This is a genomic window from Pseudomonas sp. GW823-FHT02C05, assembly GCF_058797595.1.
Genome location: NZ_JBXAJU010000003.1, coordinates 439,039 through 455,578 on the forward strand (window position 1 = coordinate 439,039; position 16,540 = coordinate 455,578).

Here is a 16,540-nt window from a genome sequence, read left to right on the forward strand (position 1 = left end):
GCAGGTTGTGCAAACGGCTGCGGCGGGCACAAAAAAGGCGACCCGAGGGTCGCCTTTCTGCCTGGCGCAATGCGGATCAGAATTCGTGATCGGCGTTGTCCGGGTTCAGGTCGCTGATGCCCAGCTTGCCGGCGGCCTGCTCGATCGAGCCGGTCTGCTTGACCAGGGCGGCGATGGCGTCACGCACGATCTGGTTGCCGGACTCGTTGCCCGCCGCAATCAGCTGGTCGTAGTGCTCGCCCTTGTTGGCGTGGTCGACCATGACCTGGATCTTGGCTTCGGTGGCCGCCAGGTCGGCTTTCAGGGCCGCGTCGGCGGCCGGGTCGGCCTTGGCCACCAGGGACGACAGGCTGGCGCCGCTCATCTTGGTGCCGTCGGTACGGGTGTACTCGCCCAGGTAGACGTTGCGGATGCCCTTGGCGTCGTAGAAGTGCGAGTTGTGGGTGTTGTCGCTGAAGCAGTCCTGCTCGTCTTCAGGGGAGTTGGCTTCCAGGGAAACCTTCATCCGCTCGCCCGCCAGTTCACCCAGGGACAGACTGCCCATGCCGAACAGCATCTTGCGCAGGCCGGTCTCGGCCGGCTCGGCTTCCAGGGTGGCGCGGTAGTTGTCGGCCACGTCCGGCTTCCAGTTGCCGACCATTTCTTCCAGGTCGTTGACCAGCAGTTGGGTCACGGCCTTCAGGTAGGCACGACGACGATCGTTATGGCCACCGGTGGCACCGGCACCTTCCAGGTAGTCCGAAGCAGGGCGGGCGCCGGCGCCAGGGCCGGTGCCGTTGAGGTCCTGGCCCCAGAGCAGGAATTCGATGGCGTGGTAGCCGGTGGCGACGTTGGCCTCGGCACCGCCCAGCTCGTTCAGGCTGGCGAGTTTTTCCGGGGTGATGTCTTTTACGTCGACCTTGTCTTCGCCGACCTGGATCTCGGTGTTGGCGATGATGTTGGCGGTGGCACCCGGGTTGCCCAGTGCGTGCTCGTAGCTCTTGTCGACGTAGTCGATCAGGCCTTCGTCCAGGGGCCAGGCGTTCACCTGACCTTCCCAGTCATCGATGATGGTGTTGCCGAAGCGGAACACTTCGCTCTGCAGGTAAGGCACGCGAGCGGCGACCCAGGCAGCCTTGGCGGCTTTCAGGGTGTCGTCGTTGGGCTTGGCGAGGAAGGCATCGATGGCGGTCTGCAGGGTTTTCGCGGTGGATTCGGAGTCGCTGTATACGGCGAAGACCATGTCGGCGTAATGCGCGACCACGGCCTTGGCAGCCGCTTCGTCGACCTTGCCGGCTGCATCGGCCGCTGGGGTGGCAGTGCTGGTGGCCGGGGTCGGCGCTTGGGCGGCAGCCTTGTCGTCTTTACCTTCGCCGCAGCCGGCGAGGGAAATTGCGATGGCCAACAGACTGGCGGTAGCCAGAGGCATACGAATCATGGCGAACATCCTGCTTCGAGAGGGGAGTGGACGGCGCGGGGGCGCGCAAAAGCTGCGACATAATGCGAAAGATTTGCATTATGTGTAAAGGGTTGTGCCTGGAAATATTTCTTATTCAACAGGGGATTGCGCTGGGTCAGGTTCGCCAGCGCCGTGCCTGGCTCAGAGGATTGCCGCATTGCTGCGCTGGGCCTGTTTCAGGTAGGCCCCCAGCTCCCGGGCGGGCAGGGGTTTGCTGTAGTGGTAGCCCTGACCTTCGTGGCAGCCTTCGGAGATGATGTAGGCCTCCTGCTCGGCAGTTTCCACGCCCTCGGCGATCACCTGCATGCCCAGGCTCTTACCCAGCTGGATGATCGCGCGCACGATGGTGGCATCGTCGTCGTCGTCCAGCAGGTCCTGGACGAAGCTCTTGTCGATCTTGATCTTGTCCAGGGGCAGGCTCTTGAGGTAGCTCAGGGACGAATAGCCAGTGCCGAAGTCGTCGATTGCAATCAGGGCGCCGGAGCGGCGCAGGCTCAGCAGGTGCTGGGCGGCGGTGCTGATGTCTTCCATCAGGCCGGTTTCGGTGACTTCCAGCTCCAGGCTGCGGGGCGGCAGGCGGTAGATCTGCAACAGATTGTTGACCACCCGTGGCAACTCGGCGTGGTGCAGTTGCACGGTGGACAGGTTGACCGCCATGCGCAGGTCGCTGAAGCCCATGTCGTGCCATTCCCGCAGCTGGCGGCAGGCCTGGTCCAGCACCCATTCGCCGATGGCGATGATGGTGCCGTTCTGTTCCGCCAGGGGAATGAACAGGTCTGGCGGCACCAGGCCATGCTCGGGGTGCTGCCAGCGGATCAGCGCTTCGACGCCCACCACACGGTGGTCGCGATAGCTGATCTGCGGTTGGTAGACGAGGAAGAACTGATCCCGGGCCAGGGCCTCGCGCAGGTCTTTTTCCAGCTCGCGGCGGCGACGCATCTCGCTGTCGACGCTGGCGATATAGAACTGATACCGATTGCGTGACCGGGTCTTGGCCAGGGTCATGGTCTGTTCGGCTTTTTGCAGGAGTTTTTCCGTGCTGTCGCCGTCTTCCGGGAACAGGGTGATACCGATGGTGGCACGCAGGCGGATTTCCTGGTGATCCAGGGCGAAGGTGGCCTCCAGGTCATCGAGGATGCTCTGGGCCAGTTCCGCAGCTTCGTAAGGCTGTTCGATATCGGCCTGGACCAGGGCGAACTGATCGCCCCCCAGGCGCGCCAGGGCGCCAAGCCGGCCGCTGTGGCCGCGCAGGCGGTCGGCCAGGGCCAGCAACAGCTGGTCGCCGGTCTGGTAGCTGAACTGTTCGTTGATGCCCTTGAAATCATCCAGGCCGACACAGAGCACCGCCACCCGGCGTTGCAGGCGCCCGGCGTCCACCAGGATCTTGTCCAGTTGCTGTTGCAACTGCTGGCGGTTTGGCAAGCCGGTGAGGAAGTCGTACTGGGCCATGCGCAACAGGCTGTTTTCCGCCTCGTGACGCAAGTGGGTGTTGCGCTCGATGGAGGCCAGCAACTGGTTGGCGGTATTGATCCAGATCCCCAGCTCGTTCTTCTCGTGGCCCTTGAGCAGGGGCAACTGGTGTTCGCTGGGGCGGTCGGGGTTGATGGTTGTCAGGTGCTCGATGATTCGCGACAGCGGCTTGGTCAGCAGCCAGTGATAGACCAGGTACAGCACCAGGCCCATGGCCAGGGCCCGCAGGACTCCGGAAATGAAGATGATCACCGAACTGACGATGAAACCCTGGCCATAAGTGGCGGTGTCGAGGGTGATGCTCAGGTCGCCGTAATATTCGCTGTAGGGGCCACGGCCCACCAATTGCGTAGTGAAGGTGCGTTCCTGACCGAGGATCAGGTCGGTCAGCCAGCGGCTGGAGGATTTCTGCAGGTCGCGGGATTTCTCCGCGAGCATGGTCTCGTTCGGGTGGCCAATGGAGGCCATGCGCACAGCGTCATCCTGGAACAGGCCTTCAATGACTTGCATGCCCATTTCCCGGTCCAGGCTGTAGACGGCCTGTGTCGATGGGTCGCGAAACATGTCGAGAATGCGCTGGGCATCGCTAGCTACCGCCTGCCGAGTCTTGTAGGCATCGAAGACGATCTGGGCGCAGCTCAGGACCACGCCCACTATGAGTGCCGACAGCAGCACAACCCGGAGCAACTTCACCGACAAGCTGTTTTTGAGTTCCAGCTTCAAAGGGCTATTCCTTGTTCCGTGCGTGTAGCGTCAAGTTGCCATGAGTATTGGCAATCCCGTGATGGCCGTCAAAGTGACATTAGTGCCGAGAACAGGATGTCTGCGGGCCAGGCCCGGGTGATCAGAATCAGGATTGCTCGTGCTGTGGATAGTGTGTCGGTAGCGACGCCTTGCAACTTGAGGGGCGGCGTTGTTTTTTACCTGCCATGAATCTTAGCGCTTCAGGTGGGCGGGACAAGATCCCGGCTTTGCCACAGGCAAAAAAAACCCGGCCAGGCCGGGTTTTTTACACTGCAAACGGACTTAAGCGACGAAGTTCTTGCCTTCGAACTGCTCAGCCACGAATTTCCAGTTGACCAGGTTCCAGAACGCTTCGACGTATTTTGGACGAACGTTGCGGTAGTCGATGTAGTAGGCGTGTTCCCAGACGTCGCAGGTCAGCAGCGGGGTGTCGCCGCTGGTCAGCGGGTTGCCGGCGCCGATGGTGCTGGCCAGGGCCAGGGAACCGTCAGCCTTTTTCACCAGCCAGCCCCAGCCGGAACCGAAGGTGCCAACCGAAGTCTTGGTGAATTCTTCTTTGAACTTGTCGAACGAACCGAACGCAGCGTTGATGGCTTCAGCCAGGGCGCCGGTAGGTTGGCCGCCGGCGTTTGGCGCCAGGCAGTTCCAGTAGAAAGTGTGGTTCCAGACCTGGGCTGCGTTGTTGAAGATGCCGCCCGAAGAGGTTTTGACGATCTCTTCCAGAGTCTTGCCTTCGAACTCGGTGCCTGGCACCAGGTTGTTCAGGTTCACGACGTAGGTGTTGTGGTGCTTGTCGTGGTGGTATTCCAGGGTTTCCTTGGAAATGTGCGGCTGCAGAGCGTCGTGTGCATAGGGCAGCGGCGGCAATTCGAAAGCCATGATGATTCTCCTAATCAGGTCAGTTGCGGTGAGCGCAAGGCCGATCACGGGCGGCCAGACAAGCGCCGGGGAGTTTGTACTCTTTGCGGCGCAGGGTTCGGATCATAGCACCGGGGGTGCGGCTTAACCACGCAACAACTGTGTGGGATAGAGGTTCCAGAGCCTTTTGGAATAAGTCACGCGGCGCTGATCAACTGCAGGGCGACGCTGAACATCATCACCGCCACCAGCAGGTCGAGTATCCTCCAGGTGCTCGGGCGCGCCAGCCACGGAGCCAGCCAGGCGGCGCCCAGCGCCAGGGTGAAGAACCACAGCAGCGAAGCGCTCGCGGCCCCCACCACATAGGCGCCCGGTTCGGTCTGCTGGGCCCCCAGCGAGCCGATCAGCAGCACCGTGTCCAGGTACACGTGGGGGTTGAGCAGGGTCACCGCCAGGGCGCTGAGCATCACCGCCCGCAGCGAACGCACGGTCTGTCCTTCGCCCTGCTGCAGGCTCTGTTTCGAGCAGGCCCGGCGCAATGCCTGGGCGCCATACCAGATCAGGAATGCCGCGCCGCCCCAGCGTGCCACCGCCAGCAGCATCGGGCTCTGGGTGAGCACGGTGGCCAGGCCGAACACGCCGGCCGCCACCAGTAGCGCATCACAGGTGACGCACAGTGCCGCCACCGGCAGGTGGTGCTCGCGGCGCAGGCTCTGGGCCAGGACGAAAGCGTTCTGAGTACCGATGGCCATGATCAGGCCGAAGGCCACCAACAGGCCATTCACATAGCTTTGCCACATGGTTATTGCTCCTCGCCGGCGGCCAGTTGTTGCAATACCTGCATGGCCCGCCCGGCATCCGCCTGGCCGACAAACAGGTGGTCGTGGTAGTAGCCGGCGATCACGTTGCAACTGATCCCGGCCTTGCCCAGGGCCCCGGCGAAGGCAGCGGTCAGGCCCACGGCTTCGAGCGCCGAATGCACGTTGAGGGTGATCCAGGCGGCTACATAGTCAAAGCCCAGGCCCAGGCGCTCGGCCTGCTGGCGCGGGAGAATCACGGTCAGGCCTTCGCGCTCGCGAAAACTGCCCAGCACTTCGCAGTCCTGCAGCAGGCTGCGGTCGGGGAGGGAGCAGAACACGTACTCGCCGTCATTGAGCTGCGGGCTCATGCTGCGCAGCAGGGTTGCGAGGGAGGTTTCACCGGCCATGAACGGAATCCTTGAACGAAGAGGCATTGCTGAGGCTTTACGCTGGCTATTTTCCCGGCCCGGGTTGTATAAGAAAAACCAATATTGCTGATCTCTCATTAGGAAAACTGATGTTCGACTACAAGTTGCTCTCGGCCTTGGCCGCAGTGATCGAGCAGGCAGGGTTCGAGCGGGCGGCCCAGGTGCTGGGTTTGTCACAGTCGGCGATTTCCCAGCGGATCAAACTGCTGGAGGCCCGGGTCGGCCAGCCAGTGCTGGTGCGGGTGACGCCGCCGGCGCCGACGGAAATCGGCCGGCGCCTGCTCAACCATGTGCAGCAGGTGCGCCTGCTGGAGCGCGACCTGCAAAGCCTGGTGCCGGCGCTGGACGAGGAGGGCCTGCCGGAGCGCTTGCGCATCGCCCTCAACGCCGACAGCCTGGCCACCTGGTGGGCTGGCGCAGTGGGCGATTTTTGCGCCGAGCACCATCTGCTCCTGGACCTCGTGGTGGAAGACCAGACCGTCGGCCTCAAGCGCATGCGCGCCGGGGAAGTGGCGGCCTGCGTCTGTGCCAGCGAGCGCCCGGTGGCCGGGGCCCGCAGCCTGCTGCTGGGGGCCATGCGCTACCGGGCCATGGCCAGCCCGGAATTCATCGTCCGGCATTTTCCCCAGGGCGTGCGTGCCGAGCAGTTGCCGCGCACACCGGCGCTGGTGTTTGGCCCCGACGATTTCCTGCAGCATCGGTACCTGGCTTCCCTGGGCGTGGACGGTGCTTTCGAGCATCATCTGTGCCCGTCTTCCGAGGGCTTCATTCGCCTGACCGAGGCCGGCCTGGGCTGGGGGCTGGTGCCCGAGTTGCAGGTCCGCGAGCAGCTCGAGCGGGGCCTGCTGTTGGAACTGTTGCCGGATAAACCCATCGATGTGCCGCTGTACTGGCATCATTGGCGCAACGGCGGCCAATTGCTGGGGCTGCTCACCGAGCACCTGGCACGTTTGTCGGCACAATGGCTGGTGCCCTGGGAGCAGCCGTAAGCGTCAAGCGACAAGCTGCAAGTAGACAGCTTGCGCACTGATTTTTAACTTGCAGCTTGCAGCTTGCAGCTTGCAGCTTGCAGCTTGTAGCTCGTAGCTCGTCACTGCTTTCTTAGGAATATTTCATGAAGATTCTGGTTACCGGCGCAAGCGGCTTCATCGGCGGGCGCTTCGCCCGCTTTGCCCTTGAGCAGGGCCTGGAGGTGCGGGTCAATGGCCGTCGCGCCGAAGCCGTGGAGCATCTGGTGCGCCGTGGCGCTGAGTTCGTCCAGGGTGACCTGAGCGATGCCGATCTGGTGCGCGAGCTGTGCCGTGACGTCGACAGCGTGGTGCATTGCGCCGGTGCCGTGGGCTTGTGGGGGCGCTACCAGGACTTCCACCAGGGCAATGTGCTGGTCACCGAGAACGTGGTCGAAGCCTGCCTCAAGCAGCGGGTGCAGCGGCTGGTGCACCTGTCTTCGCCCTCGATCTACTTCGACGGCCGGGATCACCTGGGGTTGACCGAGGAACAAGTGCCCAAGCGCTTCCGGCATCCTTATGCGGCCACCAAGTACCTGGCCGAGCAAAAGGTCTTCGGCGCCCAGGAGTTCGGCCTTGAAGTGCTTGCCCTGCGCCCGCGCTTCGTCACCGGCGCCGGCGACATGAGCATCTTCCCGCGGCTGTTGAAGATGCAGCGCAAGGGCCGCCTGGCCATTGTCGGCAACGGCCTGAACAAGGTCGATTTCACCAGTGTGCACAACCTCAACGAGGCGTTGTTCAGCAGCCTGCACGCCAGCGGCTCGGCCTTGGGCAAGGCCTACAACATCAGCAACGGCACACCGGTGCCTTTGTGGGATGTGGTCAATTATGTGATGCGCCAGATGCAGGTGCCGCAAGTCACCCGTTATCGCTCCTTCGGCCTGGCCTATGGCGTGGCGGCGCTCAACGAAGGTTTCTGCAAGCTCTGGCCGGGGCGACCGGAGCCGACTCTGTCGCGCCTGGGAATGCAGGTCATGAACAAGAATTTCACCCTGGATATCAGCCGTGCCCGGCATTATCTCGGCTATGAGCCCAAGGTCAGCCTGTGGGCGGCCCTGGATGAGTTCTGCGCCTGGTGGAAAGCCCAGGACATAAGCTGAAACCAAAGACTGAACCGAGTTTGCCCGGCCCGGTCCATTGGCCGGGCGAATTAGCGGTTTATACTCGCCGCACTCAGCCACCACCGCGTTTCACAAAGGTTGCCCCATGCGTAACGATGCAAACGATGACTTCGACGACGTTCCCAGTCTGCGCGCCGATCCTCTCGACGACGATGTCTTCCCCACCACCAGCGCTGCCCGCGAGCGTACCTCCGTGCATTCGCGCGGCACGCCGGTAGTCAAGGTCAAGAGCCCCAGCACCGGCCCGCTCTGGGCATTGGTGGGCGCCTTGTTCTTTGCCTTCATCGGCCTTGCCTGGTGGAGCTTCCAGCAGATTTCGCTGATGGAACAGCAATTGGTGGCGACCCAGGAAAGCTTCGCCAGGATCAGTGAGGAAGCGGCCGGACGCCTGCAGGACATCTCCGGCAAGGTGGTGGCCAGCCAGACCAATGTCACCACGGACAGTGAAGCGCTGAAGCTGCAGATCAAGCAACTGGAGAGCCGCCTGCAGGACCAGAGCCGACAGCAGCAGGGCGTGGCGGGGCAGGCCACCGATCTGGACAAGCGCCTGGCGCAGATGAGCGCGCAGACCGCCGAACAGCAAGCAGCCAACAGCCAGTTGCAGGCTCAGGTGAAAGCCTTGAGCGGTGAACTGGCGAGCCTGAAAAGCGCCCAGACCGACAATGGCAAGGTCGATGCCCAGCTCAAGAGCCTGGGCGCCGACCTGGCCACGCTGAAGAAACAGGGTAATCCGAGCGCCGCCATCGAGCGTCTGGAACAGGACCTGATCGTGCTCAAGAGCCAGCAGGACAACCGTCCCGCCGCTGCGCAAAACGGTGCCAGCACTGCCGAGTTCGACGCCTTTCGCGGCCAGGTGACCCGCAACATCAACACGCTGCAAAGCCAGATCCAGAACCTGCAGCAGCAGATCAACACCCGCCCTTGATGGGGGCCGCCTTCCCACGCCTGGCGTGGGAAGGCGTCGGTTCACCCCCCGTGTGCTGAATGTTTCCGCATATCCTGCAGCCGTCTACGCTCTTCGAACGCCAACACGAACGAGGAGCGGGCGATGAGACTGTGGCTTGGAAATACCTGGGTGGGCTGGCTGCTGCTGTTGTGCTTGGGCCCGCTGCAGGCGGCGCCGTCGGTGGATGATGGCGCGGCGGCCCGGGCGCTGCTGGAAAAGGCCCTGGGCTACTACCACGATCAGGGCGACAAGGCATTCGCTGCCTTCAGCCGCCAGGGCGAGTTCGTCGACCACGACCGCTATGTGTTCGTGGTGGATACCCAAGGCGTGATGCTGGCCAGTGGCGGTCCCTCGTCGGCGTTGATTGGCCGTGATGTGTCGCAAGTCCTGGGGCCGGACCTGCGCAAGGCGTTCAAGCAAGCGTTGAAGACGCCCGAGGGCAATGGCATCCAGCAGGCCGAGTACCGCTGGCAGAACTGGGCCGACGGCAAGATCGAGCGCAAGCATGTGTATTTCCAGCGGGTCGGCGAACGCATCCTGGCGGTGGGTTACTACCAGCCCCGGGCGTCGGCCGAGCAGGCCAGGGCATTGCTGGAGAGGGCAGCCACGGCCCTGAGCACGGACCGCAACGGCACGCTCAAGGCGATCAACCAGTTGCAGGGCGGTTTTCTCGAAGACGATCTGTACGTGTTCGTGGTGGACATGGACAGCCGGCGCTACCTGGCCCATGGCACCAACCTGCGTTTGCTCAACACCGACTTCGCCAAGATCAAGGATCCCGAAGGCAAGCCGGTGGGCGAGCCGATGCTGGCGCTCATGGCTCGCGAGGATCAGGGCGAATACCAATACCGCTGGAAGAACCCGGTGACCGGCAAGGTGGAGGACAAGCACGCCTACCTGCGCAAGGTAGGGAATCTGCTGGTTGCGGTGGGCTACTACAGCCCTTGATCATGCTGTCCTGCAGCCGCTGCCGCAGGCTGTCGACCAAAGCGGCTACAGGAGCTCGGGGTGGGTTAACGCGCCTTGTCTTCACGACCGCGCAGCAGGCGATTGGGCATGGCGATCGCCGCTGCCAGCCCCAGCAGGGATACCCCGGCACTGACCAGCAACAGATGCTTGAAGGTCGTCAGCAACTCGGCTCGCAAGGCGTCCCGCGCCGGGCCGGGGGCGGCGTTCAGGCCTTCCAGCAGGGCATTGCCGGAGTGCCCTTCAACCATCAGCCCGGCGCCACCGAGATGGGCCAGGCTGGAATCCTGGAGCAAGGCCAGCAGCAACGCCGACATCAGCGCCACGCCCACCGCCCCGCCGAGGGCGCGGAACAGGTTGGTGGTGCTGGTGGCCACGCCGATATCCCGTTGTTCCACCGAGTTCTGCGTGCCCACCAGGGAGGTGGGGAACTGCATGCCGCCGGCGATCCCGCAGAGCAGCATGAACAGGCCGCTGAGCAGCTCCGCCTGCGGCGGCACCAGGGCCATGCCGAGGATCGACAGCGGCATCAGCAGCGCGCCACTGAGGATCATCGGCTTGTAGCGCCCGGTGACCGAGGTCAGGCGCCCGGCACAATAGGCGCCCATTGGCAGGCCCATGGCCAGCGGCAGCAGGTGCAGGGCGGCACTGTCGGCCCCGGCGCCGGTGATGCTCTGGAAGCGCAGCGGCATCAGCACGATCAGGGAAATGGCCTGGAAGCTGGTGAAGAAGATCGTGCACCAGCACAGCAGCGCGTTGCGGTTGGTGAACAGGTGCATCGGCAGCAGGGGTTCCCGGGCCCGGCGCTCATGCCAGACGAACAGTGCCAGGACGATGACCGCGATGGCCAGCAGATCGAGCACTTCGGCGCTGCGCCAGGAATAGCCCTGGCCTACCTGGGTGATACCCAGCAGCAGGGCGGTCAGGCCGATGATCATCAGCACGGTACCGAGGTAGTCGATGATCGGCTTGCGCTGGGGCACCGGCAGCCCGATCAGAGTGCGATGCGCCACCCACCAGGCGCCCAGGCCCAGAGGCAGGTTGATCAGGAACACCCAGCGCCAGGAAAGGAATTCGGTCATGTAGCCGCCCAGCACCGGGCCGGCGACGCTGGCCACTGCGTACATGCTGCTGAAGTAGCCCTGGTAGCGACCGCGCTCCCGAGGCGGAACTATGTCGCCAATAATGGCCTGGCTCACGGAGATCATGCCGCCGGCGCCGATACCCTGAAAAATCCGCGCCAGCACCAGTTGCTCCATGTTCTGTGCCAGGCCGCAGAACAGCGAGGCCAGGGTGAACAGCCCCATGCCGAACAGCATCAAGCGGCGGCGGCCGTAGAGGTCGCCGAGCTTGCCGTAGATGGGCACTGCCACGGTCATCGCCACCATGTAGCCGGAGATCACCCAGGCCAGCAGGCCGACGTCCTTGAACTGGGCGGAAATGGCCGGCATGGAGACGGCGACGATGGTCTGGTCCAGGGCGCCGAGAAAGATCGCCAGCATCAGGGCGATCAGCACGCTGCGAATGGCCGGTTTGGGCGAGACGGGCTGTTGGAAGTGGGTCACGAAAGAACCTGCGGGCAGAGATTGACCCGGCGGAGCAAGGCCGGTGGAAGTGCGCTTCAGTGTACTAGATAGGAGCCTACTAGATAGCCATACAAGGAAGTCTCCGGGGATTTTTCATCTGGGCTTAACTGATGGAAACGATGCTCTGTGAAGACCTGGGCGGTCAGACGAAAACGCAGATTATTCGGCGGTAATTAGCTGGTAATGGGACGCATTCTGTATAGTGCCCGGCACTGGGCCGGTGCTCTGAACACCGGCCCGGTCAATGTCCATTGATGTTGCTATTGCTTGCATTTCGCCCGGGCGTATTCGTTTATCGAAGAGCCCTGGCGGTTGTCTGATGGTTCGCCCGCTGGCGCCCCCGTCGCCCGTCACACTGAGGCCTGGACTGTAGTGATGAACAAGCCTGCCCTTGCGTCGATTCCGGTGTTCAAGCTCTATGGCGAGAGCCTGGACTGGCCTACCCCGGACCTGCTTCATTGCGAGCCCATCAGCCAGCGCAGCCGCGAGCACCATTGGGAAATCAAGCCCCATCGGCATGCCGACCTCTGCCAGTTGCTGTTTGTATACCGTGGGCAGGCGGAACTGGAGATCGAAGGCCAGCGTACCCTGCTGGACAAATCGATGGTCCAGGTCCTGCCGCCGCTGTCGGTCCATGGCTTCCGGTTTTCCGAAGACATAGAAGGTTATGTGGTGACGCTGGCAGCGCCGCTGGTAAGCCATCTGCAAACCCAACTGGGGCAGGGGCAAAATACCCTGGCCAGGCCCGAGGGATATCCGACGGGGGCAGACGAGGCGTACCTGAACGGTTTGTTCGCCGCCTTGCAGCAGGAGTACCAGGGGCAGCAGCCGGCCCGGGAAATGCTCATGCATGCGCTGGTCAGCATGATTGTGGTCTGGGTCGGGCGCCAGGCGTTGCAGCGCAGCAGTGCCAGCCGGCGTCCCCAGCGGGCCCGTGAGTATTTCAATGGCTTCATCCAGTTGGTGGAAGCCCATTACCGCGAGCATGTGAAGGTCGAGGACCTGGCCCACAAGCTGGGCATTTCCGTGTCGCACCTCAACGGCACCTGCCGTGAACTGGCAGGGCAGCCCGCGCTGCAGATCATGCACGAACGCCAGCTACTGGAAGCCAAGCGGCTGCTGACCTACACCGGGATGACCATCTACGAGATTTCCGCGGACCTGGGGTTTTCCGACCCCACCAACTTCACCCGGCTGTTCCGGCGCCGGGAGGGGATCTCGCCCAAGGTATTTCGCGACCGCCTGAAGGCCGATCAGGCCGGCGACGCCGATTCGCTGACGCTCACCTGAGGGCGTTCAAGGTGGCGTTGTGGGGCATACAGCGCTCCAGGTTGCAACTGGCGTAGTTGCGCGGTTGCATGCGCGCCTGCTCCACGCGATAAGCGGCAGTACCGTATAGCGCCAGGGTCACGGTGCAGGTCATGAAGATGGCCAGGTACCTTCTTGTCTTGACGTTCATGGCAACGACCTCTGAACCCATACCCCTTTGGTTTAAAGGGGTACTGTTATCAGCATAGGTCAGTTGCGTGGGCTTGCCCGGCCTGTTTGGCAGGGTATTCAGCAGTTGGATCGAGCAGCCTGGCCAGCGCCGTGCATCTATCTACAAACCTTCGTCCCAGAGCGGTTGCTGGGGAAACCTGAGGACCAGGAAGTCGAGCATGCTGCGCAAGGTCGCCGGCATGTGCTTGCGCGAGGCATAGACCGCGTACATGTTCATCGTGCGCGGTTCGGCGTGGGGCAGCAGGCGTACCAGCTCTCCACGCTTGATGTACTCACCGGCCTGGTAGCTGGGCAGCATGGCGATCCCGGCGCCGGCCATGGTGGTGCGCAGCAGCGTGCTGGCCTCGTTGGCGCTGATGTTGCCCTGCACCGGCACCGATACCTGTTCGCCATCCTGTTCGAAATGCCACAGGCTCTTGCCGAAGTAGGAGTGGGTCAGGCAGTTGTGCCGGTTCAGTTCCTCCACCCGCTGGGGCGCGGGGTGCTCTCGCAGATAGGCCGGCGAGGCGCAGATCACCGAGCGGCAGACCGTCAGGCGCCGGGCGATCAGGTTCGGGTCCAGGTCGTTGCTGGTACGGATCGCCAGGTCAATGCGTTCATCCACCAGGTTTACCGTGCGATCGAGCATCTGCAGGTCGATGCTGACCCCCGGGTAGCGCTTGACGTAGTCGGCCACGGCCTCCGCCAGTTGCGACTGGCCGAACGAGGTACTGACGCTGATGCGCAGCAGGCCGCGGGGTGCATCGTCCGGCTCGCCGACCGCGGCCTGCATGTCGCTGGACAGCTCCAGCATCTGCCGGCAGCGGGGCAGGATCTCACCGCCGGCGGCGGTCAGGCTGAGCTTGCGCGTGGTTCGGTGCATCAGCCGGGCGCCGACCCAGTCCTCCAATTCCGCCAGATAACGTGACACCACCGGACGCGACAGGTCCAGGTGATCGGCGGCGGCCGACTGGCTGCCCAGGTCGACGACGGTGACGAAGACCCGCATTGCTTGGAGACGATCCATGATTTGCCCGCTTTCAGAAACAAACTATGTTCAAGCATCGCATTTTTTGTAACGAGTCTGGCAACTAAGCTCTGTCCATCCCAACCCAGCCAACAGATGCCGGAGCTGCCCTCATGATCGGATTCACTTCACTCAAACGCTTGCTGCTGGCCACTGCCACCCTGGGCTTTGCCGCCCATGCCGCGGCCGCCGAGCCGACCCTGAGCCTGGATGTCTACAACCCGGGCGCCAACGCAATCTTCCCGGTGACCTCGGTGCTGGTCAGCGGCAAGAAGGACGCGATCCTGGTGGACGCCCAGTTCGGCAAGTCCCAGGCCCAGCAACTGGTGGACAAGATCCGCGCCAGCGGCAAGCACTTGACCACCATCTACATCAGCCATGGTGACCCGGACTACTACTTCGGCCTCGACACCCTGACCGCCGCCTTCCCCGACGCCAAGGTGGTGGCTTCGCAGCCGACCGTGGATCACATCAAGGCCACGGTGGATGGCAAGCTGGCGTTCTGGGGCCCGAAAATGGGCGCTGACGTACCGGCCAAGACCATCGTGCCGGGCGTGCTCAAGGGCCACAGCCTGACCCTGGAAGGGCAGAAGCTCGACGTCATTGGCCTGGACGGCAAGCAGCCGGACCGCAGCTTTGTGTGGATCCCGTCGATCAAGGCGGTGGTCGGTGGCGTGGTGGTCGCGGAAAACATCCACGTGTGGATGGCCGACACCCAGACCCCGCAGTCCCATGCGGACTGGCTGGCTACCCTCAAGACCATCGACAGCCTGCAACCCAAGACCGTGATCCCCGGGCACTTCCTCGGTGACAGCGCGCGTTCCCTGGCCCCGGTGCACTTCACCGCGGACTACATCAAGGCCTTCGACGAGGAAACCGCCAAGGCCAAGGATTCCGCCGAGCTGATCGAGGCCATGAAAAAGCGTTACCCGGACCTGGGCGAGGACAGCTCCCTGGAGCTGAGCGCCAAGGTCGCCAAGGGCGAAATGAAGTGGTGAAAACGGTTTGACCCGCTCCCTTGTGGGGGCGGATGCCTCTGTACTCTCTTAGCCAACTGGAGACATGTCATGAGCAAGATCGCAATCATTGGTGCCACCGGCCGTGCCGGTAGCCAACTGCTGGAAGAAGCCCTGCGTCGCGGCCACAGCGTGACCGCCATCGCCCGCAACACGGCGAAGATCGGTCCGCGTGCCGGCGTGGTCAGCCGCGATGTGGATGTGGCCGACAGCGCCGCGCTGCAAGCGGCAGTGGCCGGTCACGATGTGGTGATCAGCGCGGCGCATTTTTCCAGCATCGCTGCCAATGCCATCATCGACCCGGTGAAAAAGGCCGGGGTCAAGCGCCTGCTGGTGGTAGGCGGTGCCGGTTCGCTGTTGCTGCCGGGTGGCAGCAAGGTCATCGATAGCCCGGGCTTCCCGGAGGAATACAAGGCCGAAGCCAGCGCCGGCGGGGTGTACCTGGAGACCCTGCGCAAGGAGCAGGACCTGGACTGGACCTTCCTTTCGCCATCGGCGGAGTTCGTCGAGGGTGAGCGTACCGGGCACTTCCGCCTGGGCCAGGACGACCTGCTGGTCAGCGCAGAGGGCCGCAGCTGGATCACTTTTGCCGACTACGCCATCGCCATGCTCGACGAGGTGGAAAAGCCGGCCCATAGCCGTCAGCGTTTCACCGTCGGCTACTGATCACTGGCTGATTGACCCGTTAGCCGCCTGTTGCAGGCGGCTAACGGGTTGTTCCGGCAAGCGTTGAAGGCCCCTCGCGGGGCTATTATCTGCCTGCCGGTATTTCAGCGCTGCCGGGCCTGTTCCACCAGCCAGTCCAGCAGTTCCTGCAGGGCCGGCGAAGGCCCCGGGCGCTCCGGGTACACCAGGTAATACGCCTGCCCTGTCGGCACCTTCAATTCAAAGGGCATGACCAGCCGCCCGGCACTCAGGTCATCGCCAATCAATGCCCAGTCGCCAATCGCCACGCCTGTGCCCTGGGAGGCCACGGACATCGCCAGGTCCAGGGTCTCGAAGTGCTGGCCCTTGCCCAGGGTGTCCAGGGGCGTGCCAGCGGCCTTGAGCCAGGTTTGCCAGTCCCGCTGATCATGGGAGGGGTGCAGCAGCAGGTGCTGTTGCAGGTCTCTGGGGCTCGTCAGCGGCACCGGGCCTTCCAGCAGGGGCCGGGAACAGACCGGAGTCAGCTGTTCATTGAACAGGTGTCGCGAGCCCAGGGTCGGTGCCGGTGGCGCGCCGTACATGACCGCGGCGTCGAACGGCTCGCGGCCGAAATCCACGCCATGGGCAATGGTGGTGGTCAGTTGCACCGGCACATCGGGGCGCTCCTTCTGCCACTGCAGCAACCGCGGCAGCAGCCAGCGCATCACGCAGGTCGGGGCCTTGAGCCGCAGGTTGCGCTTCTGGCCGCCGATCTCGTCCACCGCGCCATTGATCATTTCGAACACCTGCTGCACCCGTGGCAGCCATTCCAGCCCCTCGGCGGTGAGGCTCAGGCCCCGGGCCTGGCGCAGGAACAACGGATAGCCCAGGTGACTTTCCAGCCCGGCGATCTGCCGGCTCACCGCTCCCTGGGTGATGTGCAACTGCTCGGCGGCGCGAGTGAAGTTGCAGCACTGGGCGGTGATCAGAAAAGTGTGCAGCGCGGGCAAGGGAGGAAGGCGTTTCATGG

Annotated in this window: 16 protein-coding genes; 7 read left to right on the forward strand and 9 right to left on the reverse strand. The window is 63.4% G+C overall.

Annotated elements, in window-relative coordinates; all coding sequences use genetic code 11:
• Positions 1-76: 76 nt before the first annotated feature.
• The 5 genes from AC1RGE_RS18355 to AC1RGE_RS18375 form a co-directional block, all read right to left on the reverse strand.
• The gene (locus AC1RGE_RS18355) at positions 77-1,417 is read right to left on the reverse strand and encodes an imelysin family protein (protein ID WP_011063082.1); all 1,341 of its coding nucleotides are present in this window, start codon (positions 1,415-1,417) and stop codon (positions 77-79) included.
• Between the two features lie 162 nt (positions 1,418-1,579).
• A complete protein-coding gene (locus tag AC1RGE_RS18360; protein ID WP_011063081.1) occupies positions 1,580-3,631 on the reverse strand; it encodes a putative bifunctional diguanylate cyclase/phosphodiesterase in 2,052 nt (683 codons plus the stop codon).
• A gap of 303 nt (positions 3,632-3,934) precedes the next feature.
• On the reverse strand, positions 3,935-4,531 hold the full coding sequence (locus AC1RGE_RS18365) for a superoxide dismutase (protein WP_011063080.1): 597 nt from the start codon (positions 4,529-4,531) through the stop codon (positions 3,935-3,937).
• A gap of 176 nt (positions 4,532-4,707) precedes the next feature.
• Positions 4,708-5,310, reverse strand: coding sequence for a LysE/ArgO family amino acid transporter (locus AC1RGE_RS18370; protein ID WP_011063079.1), 603 nt, complete (start codon positions 5,308-5,310; stop codon positions 4,708-4,710).
• Between the two features lie 2 nt (positions 5,311-5,312).
• Positions 5,313-5,717, reverse strand: coding sequence for an ACT domain-containing protein (locus tag AC1RGE_RS18375; protein ID WP_011063078.1), 405 nt, complete (start codon positions 5,715-5,717; stop codon positions 5,313-5,315).
• A 110-nt stretch (positions 5,718-5,827) separates the two neighbouring features.
• Here AC1RGE_RS18375 and AC1RGE_RS18380 point away from each other — a divergent pair, with 110 nt between their 5' ends.
• The 4 genes from AC1RGE_RS18380 to AC1RGE_RS18395 all read left to right on the forward strand — a co-directional run bounded on the left by AC1RGE_RS18380 (position 5,828) and on the right by AC1RGE_RS18395 (position 9,760).
• Positions 5,828-6,727, forward strand: a complete 900-nt coding sequence (locus tag AC1RGE_RS18380) for a LysR family transcriptional regulator ArgP (RefSeq protein ID WP_011063077.1) — start codon at positions 5,828-5,830, stop codon at positions 6,725-6,727.
• Between the two features lie 125 nt (positions 6,728-6,852).
• The gene (locus AC1RGE_RS18385) at positions 6,853-7,845 is read left to right on the forward strand and encodes an NAD-dependent epimerase/dehydratase family protein (RefSeq protein WP_011063076.1); all 993 of its coding nucleotides are present in this window, start codon (positions 6,853-6,855) and stop codon (positions 7,843-7,845) included.
• A 106-nt stretch (positions 7,846-7,951) separates the two neighbouring features.
• Positions 7,952-8,791 (forward strand): coiled-coil domain-containing protein, encoded by an 840-nt coding sequence (locus tag AC1RGE_RS18390; RefSeq protein ID WP_011063075.1) that lies wholly within the window; start codon positions 7,952-7,954, stop codon positions 8,789-8,791.
• A gap of 123 nt (positions 8,792-8,914) precedes the next feature.
• Positions 8,915-9,760, forward strand: a complete 846-nt coding sequence (locus AC1RGE_RS18395) for a cache domain-containing protein (RefSeq protein ID WP_072442656.1) — start codon at positions 8,915-8,917, stop codon at positions 9,758-9,760.
• 65 nt (positions 9,761-9,825) lie between these two features.
• On the opposite strand, the gene AC1RGE_RS18400 is transcribed toward AC1RGE_RS18395, so the two are convergent.
• On the reverse strand, positions 9,826-11,343 hold the full coding sequence (locus AC1RGE_RS18400) for an MDR family MFS transporter (protein ID WP_019092982.1): 1,518 nt from the start codon (positions 11,341-11,343) through the stop codon (positions 9,826-9,828).
• A gap of 396 nt (positions 11,344-11,739) precedes the next feature.
• Here AC1RGE_RS18400 and AC1RGE_RS18405 point away from each other — a divergent pair, with 396 nt between their 5' ends.
• Positions 11,740-12,654, forward strand: coding sequence for a helix-turn-helix domain-containing protein (locus AC1RGE_RS18405; RefSeq protein WP_011063072.1), 915 nt, complete (start codon positions 11,740-11,742; stop codon positions 12,652-12,654).
• Here the strand turns inward: AC1RGE_RS18405 and AC1RGE_RS18410 are convergent.
• Together AC1RGE_RS18410 and AC1RGE_RS18415 are read right to left on the reverse strand one after the other, a co-directional pair.
• Positions 12,647-12,823 (reverse strand): hypothetical protein, encoded by a 177-nt coding sequence (locus AC1RGE_RS18410; protein ID WP_015636796.1) that lies wholly within the window; start codon positions 12,821-12,823, stop codon positions 12,647-12,649. The genes AC1RGE_RS18405 and AC1RGE_RS18410 overlap by 8 nt on opposite strands.
• A 141-nt stretch (positions 12,824-12,964) precedes the next feature.
• Positions 12,965-13,870 carry a LysR family transcriptional regulator gene (locus tag AC1RGE_RS18415; RefSeq protein WP_342400737.1) on the reverse strand — a complete coding sequence of 302 codons (906 nt, stop codon included), beginning with the start codon at positions 13,868-13,870 and terminating at the stop codon, positions 12,965-12,967.
• 113 nt (positions 13,871-13,983) lie between these two features.
• On the opposite strand from AC1RGE_RS18415, the gene AC1RGE_RS18420 reads away from it, so the two are divergent.
• Positions 13,984-14,868, forward strand: a complete 885-nt coding sequence (locus AC1RGE_RS18420) for an MBL fold metallo-hydrolase (protein ID WP_072442658.1) — start codon at positions 13,984-13,986, stop codon at positions 14,866-14,868.
• Between the two features lie 69 nt (positions 14,869-14,937).
• Positions 14,938-15,552, forward strand: a complete 615-nt coding sequence (locus AC1RGE_RS18425) for an NAD(P)-dependent oxidoreductase (protein ID WP_015636794.1) — start codon at positions 14,938-14,940, stop codon at positions 15,550-15,552.
• A gap of 104 nt (positions 15,553-15,656) precedes the next feature.
• Here AC1RGE_RS18425 and AC1RGE_RS18430 read toward each other — a convergent pair whose 3' ends face one another.
• Entirely contained in the window at positions 15,657-16,538 is an 882-nt protein-coding gene (locus tag AC1RGE_RS18430; protein ID WP_011063067.1) for a LysR substrate-binding domain-containing protein, read from the reverse strand.
• Positions 16,539-16,540 lie beyond the last annotated feature (2 nt).

Coding starts and splice junctions, on each gene's coding strand:
- AC1RGE_RS18375 (WP_011063078.1), bottom strand. CDS start 5,717: ATGGCCGGTGAAACCTCCCTCGCAACCCTGCTGCGCAGCATGAGCCCG.
- AC1RGE_RS18380 (WP_011063077.1), top strand. CDS start 5,828: ATGTTCGACTACAAGTTGCTCTCGGCCTTGGCCGCAGTGATCGAGCAG.
- AC1RGE_RS18420 (WP_072442658.1), top strand. CDS start 13,984: ATGATCGGATTCACTTCACTCAAACGCTTGCTGCTGGCCACTGCCACC.
- AC1RGE_RS18410 (WP_015636796.1), bottom strand. CDS start 12,823: ATGAACGTCAAGACAAGAAGGTACCTGGCCATCTTCATGACCTGCACC.
- AC1RGE_RS18365 (WP_011063080.1), bottom strand. CDS start 4,531: ATGGCTTTCGAATTGCCGCCGCTGCCCTATGCACACGACGCTCTGCAG.
- AC1RGE_RS18385 (WP_011063076.1), top strand. CDS start 6,853: ATGAAGATTCTGGTTACCGGCGCAAGCGGCTTCATCGGCGGGCGCTTC.
- AC1RGE_RS18405 (WP_011063072.1), top strand. CDS start 11,740: ATGAACAAGCCTGCCCTTGCGTCGATTCCGGTGTTCAAGCTCTATGGC.
- AC1RGE_RS18390 (WP_011063075.1), top strand. CDS start 7,952: ATGCGTAACGATGCAAACGATGACTTCGACGACGTTCCCAGTCTGCGC.
- AC1RGE_RS18395 (WP_072442656.1), top strand. CDS start 8,915: ATGAGACTGTGGCTTGGAAATACCTGGGTGGGCTGGCTGCTGCTGTTG.
- AC1RGE_RS18415 (WP_342400737.1), bottom strand. CDS start 13,870: ATGGATCGTCTCCAAGCAATGCGGGTCTTCGTCACCGTCGTCGACCTG.
- AC1RGE_RS18355 (WP_011063082.1), bottom strand. CDS start 1,417: ATGATTCGTATGCCTCTGGCTACCGCCAGTCTGTTGGCCATCGCAATT.
- AC1RGE_RS18370 (WP_011063079.1), bottom strand. CDS start 5,310: ATGTGGCAAAGCTATGTGAATGGCCTGTTGGTGGCCTTCGGCCTGATC.
- AC1RGE_RS18430 (WP_011063067.1), bottom strand. CDS start 16,538: ATGAAACGCCTTCCTCCCTTGCCCGCGCTGCACACTTTTCTGATCACC.
- AC1RGE_RS18425 (WP_015636794.1), top strand. CDS start 14,938: ATGAGCAAGATCGCAATCATTGGTGCCACCGGCCGTGCCGGTAGCCAA.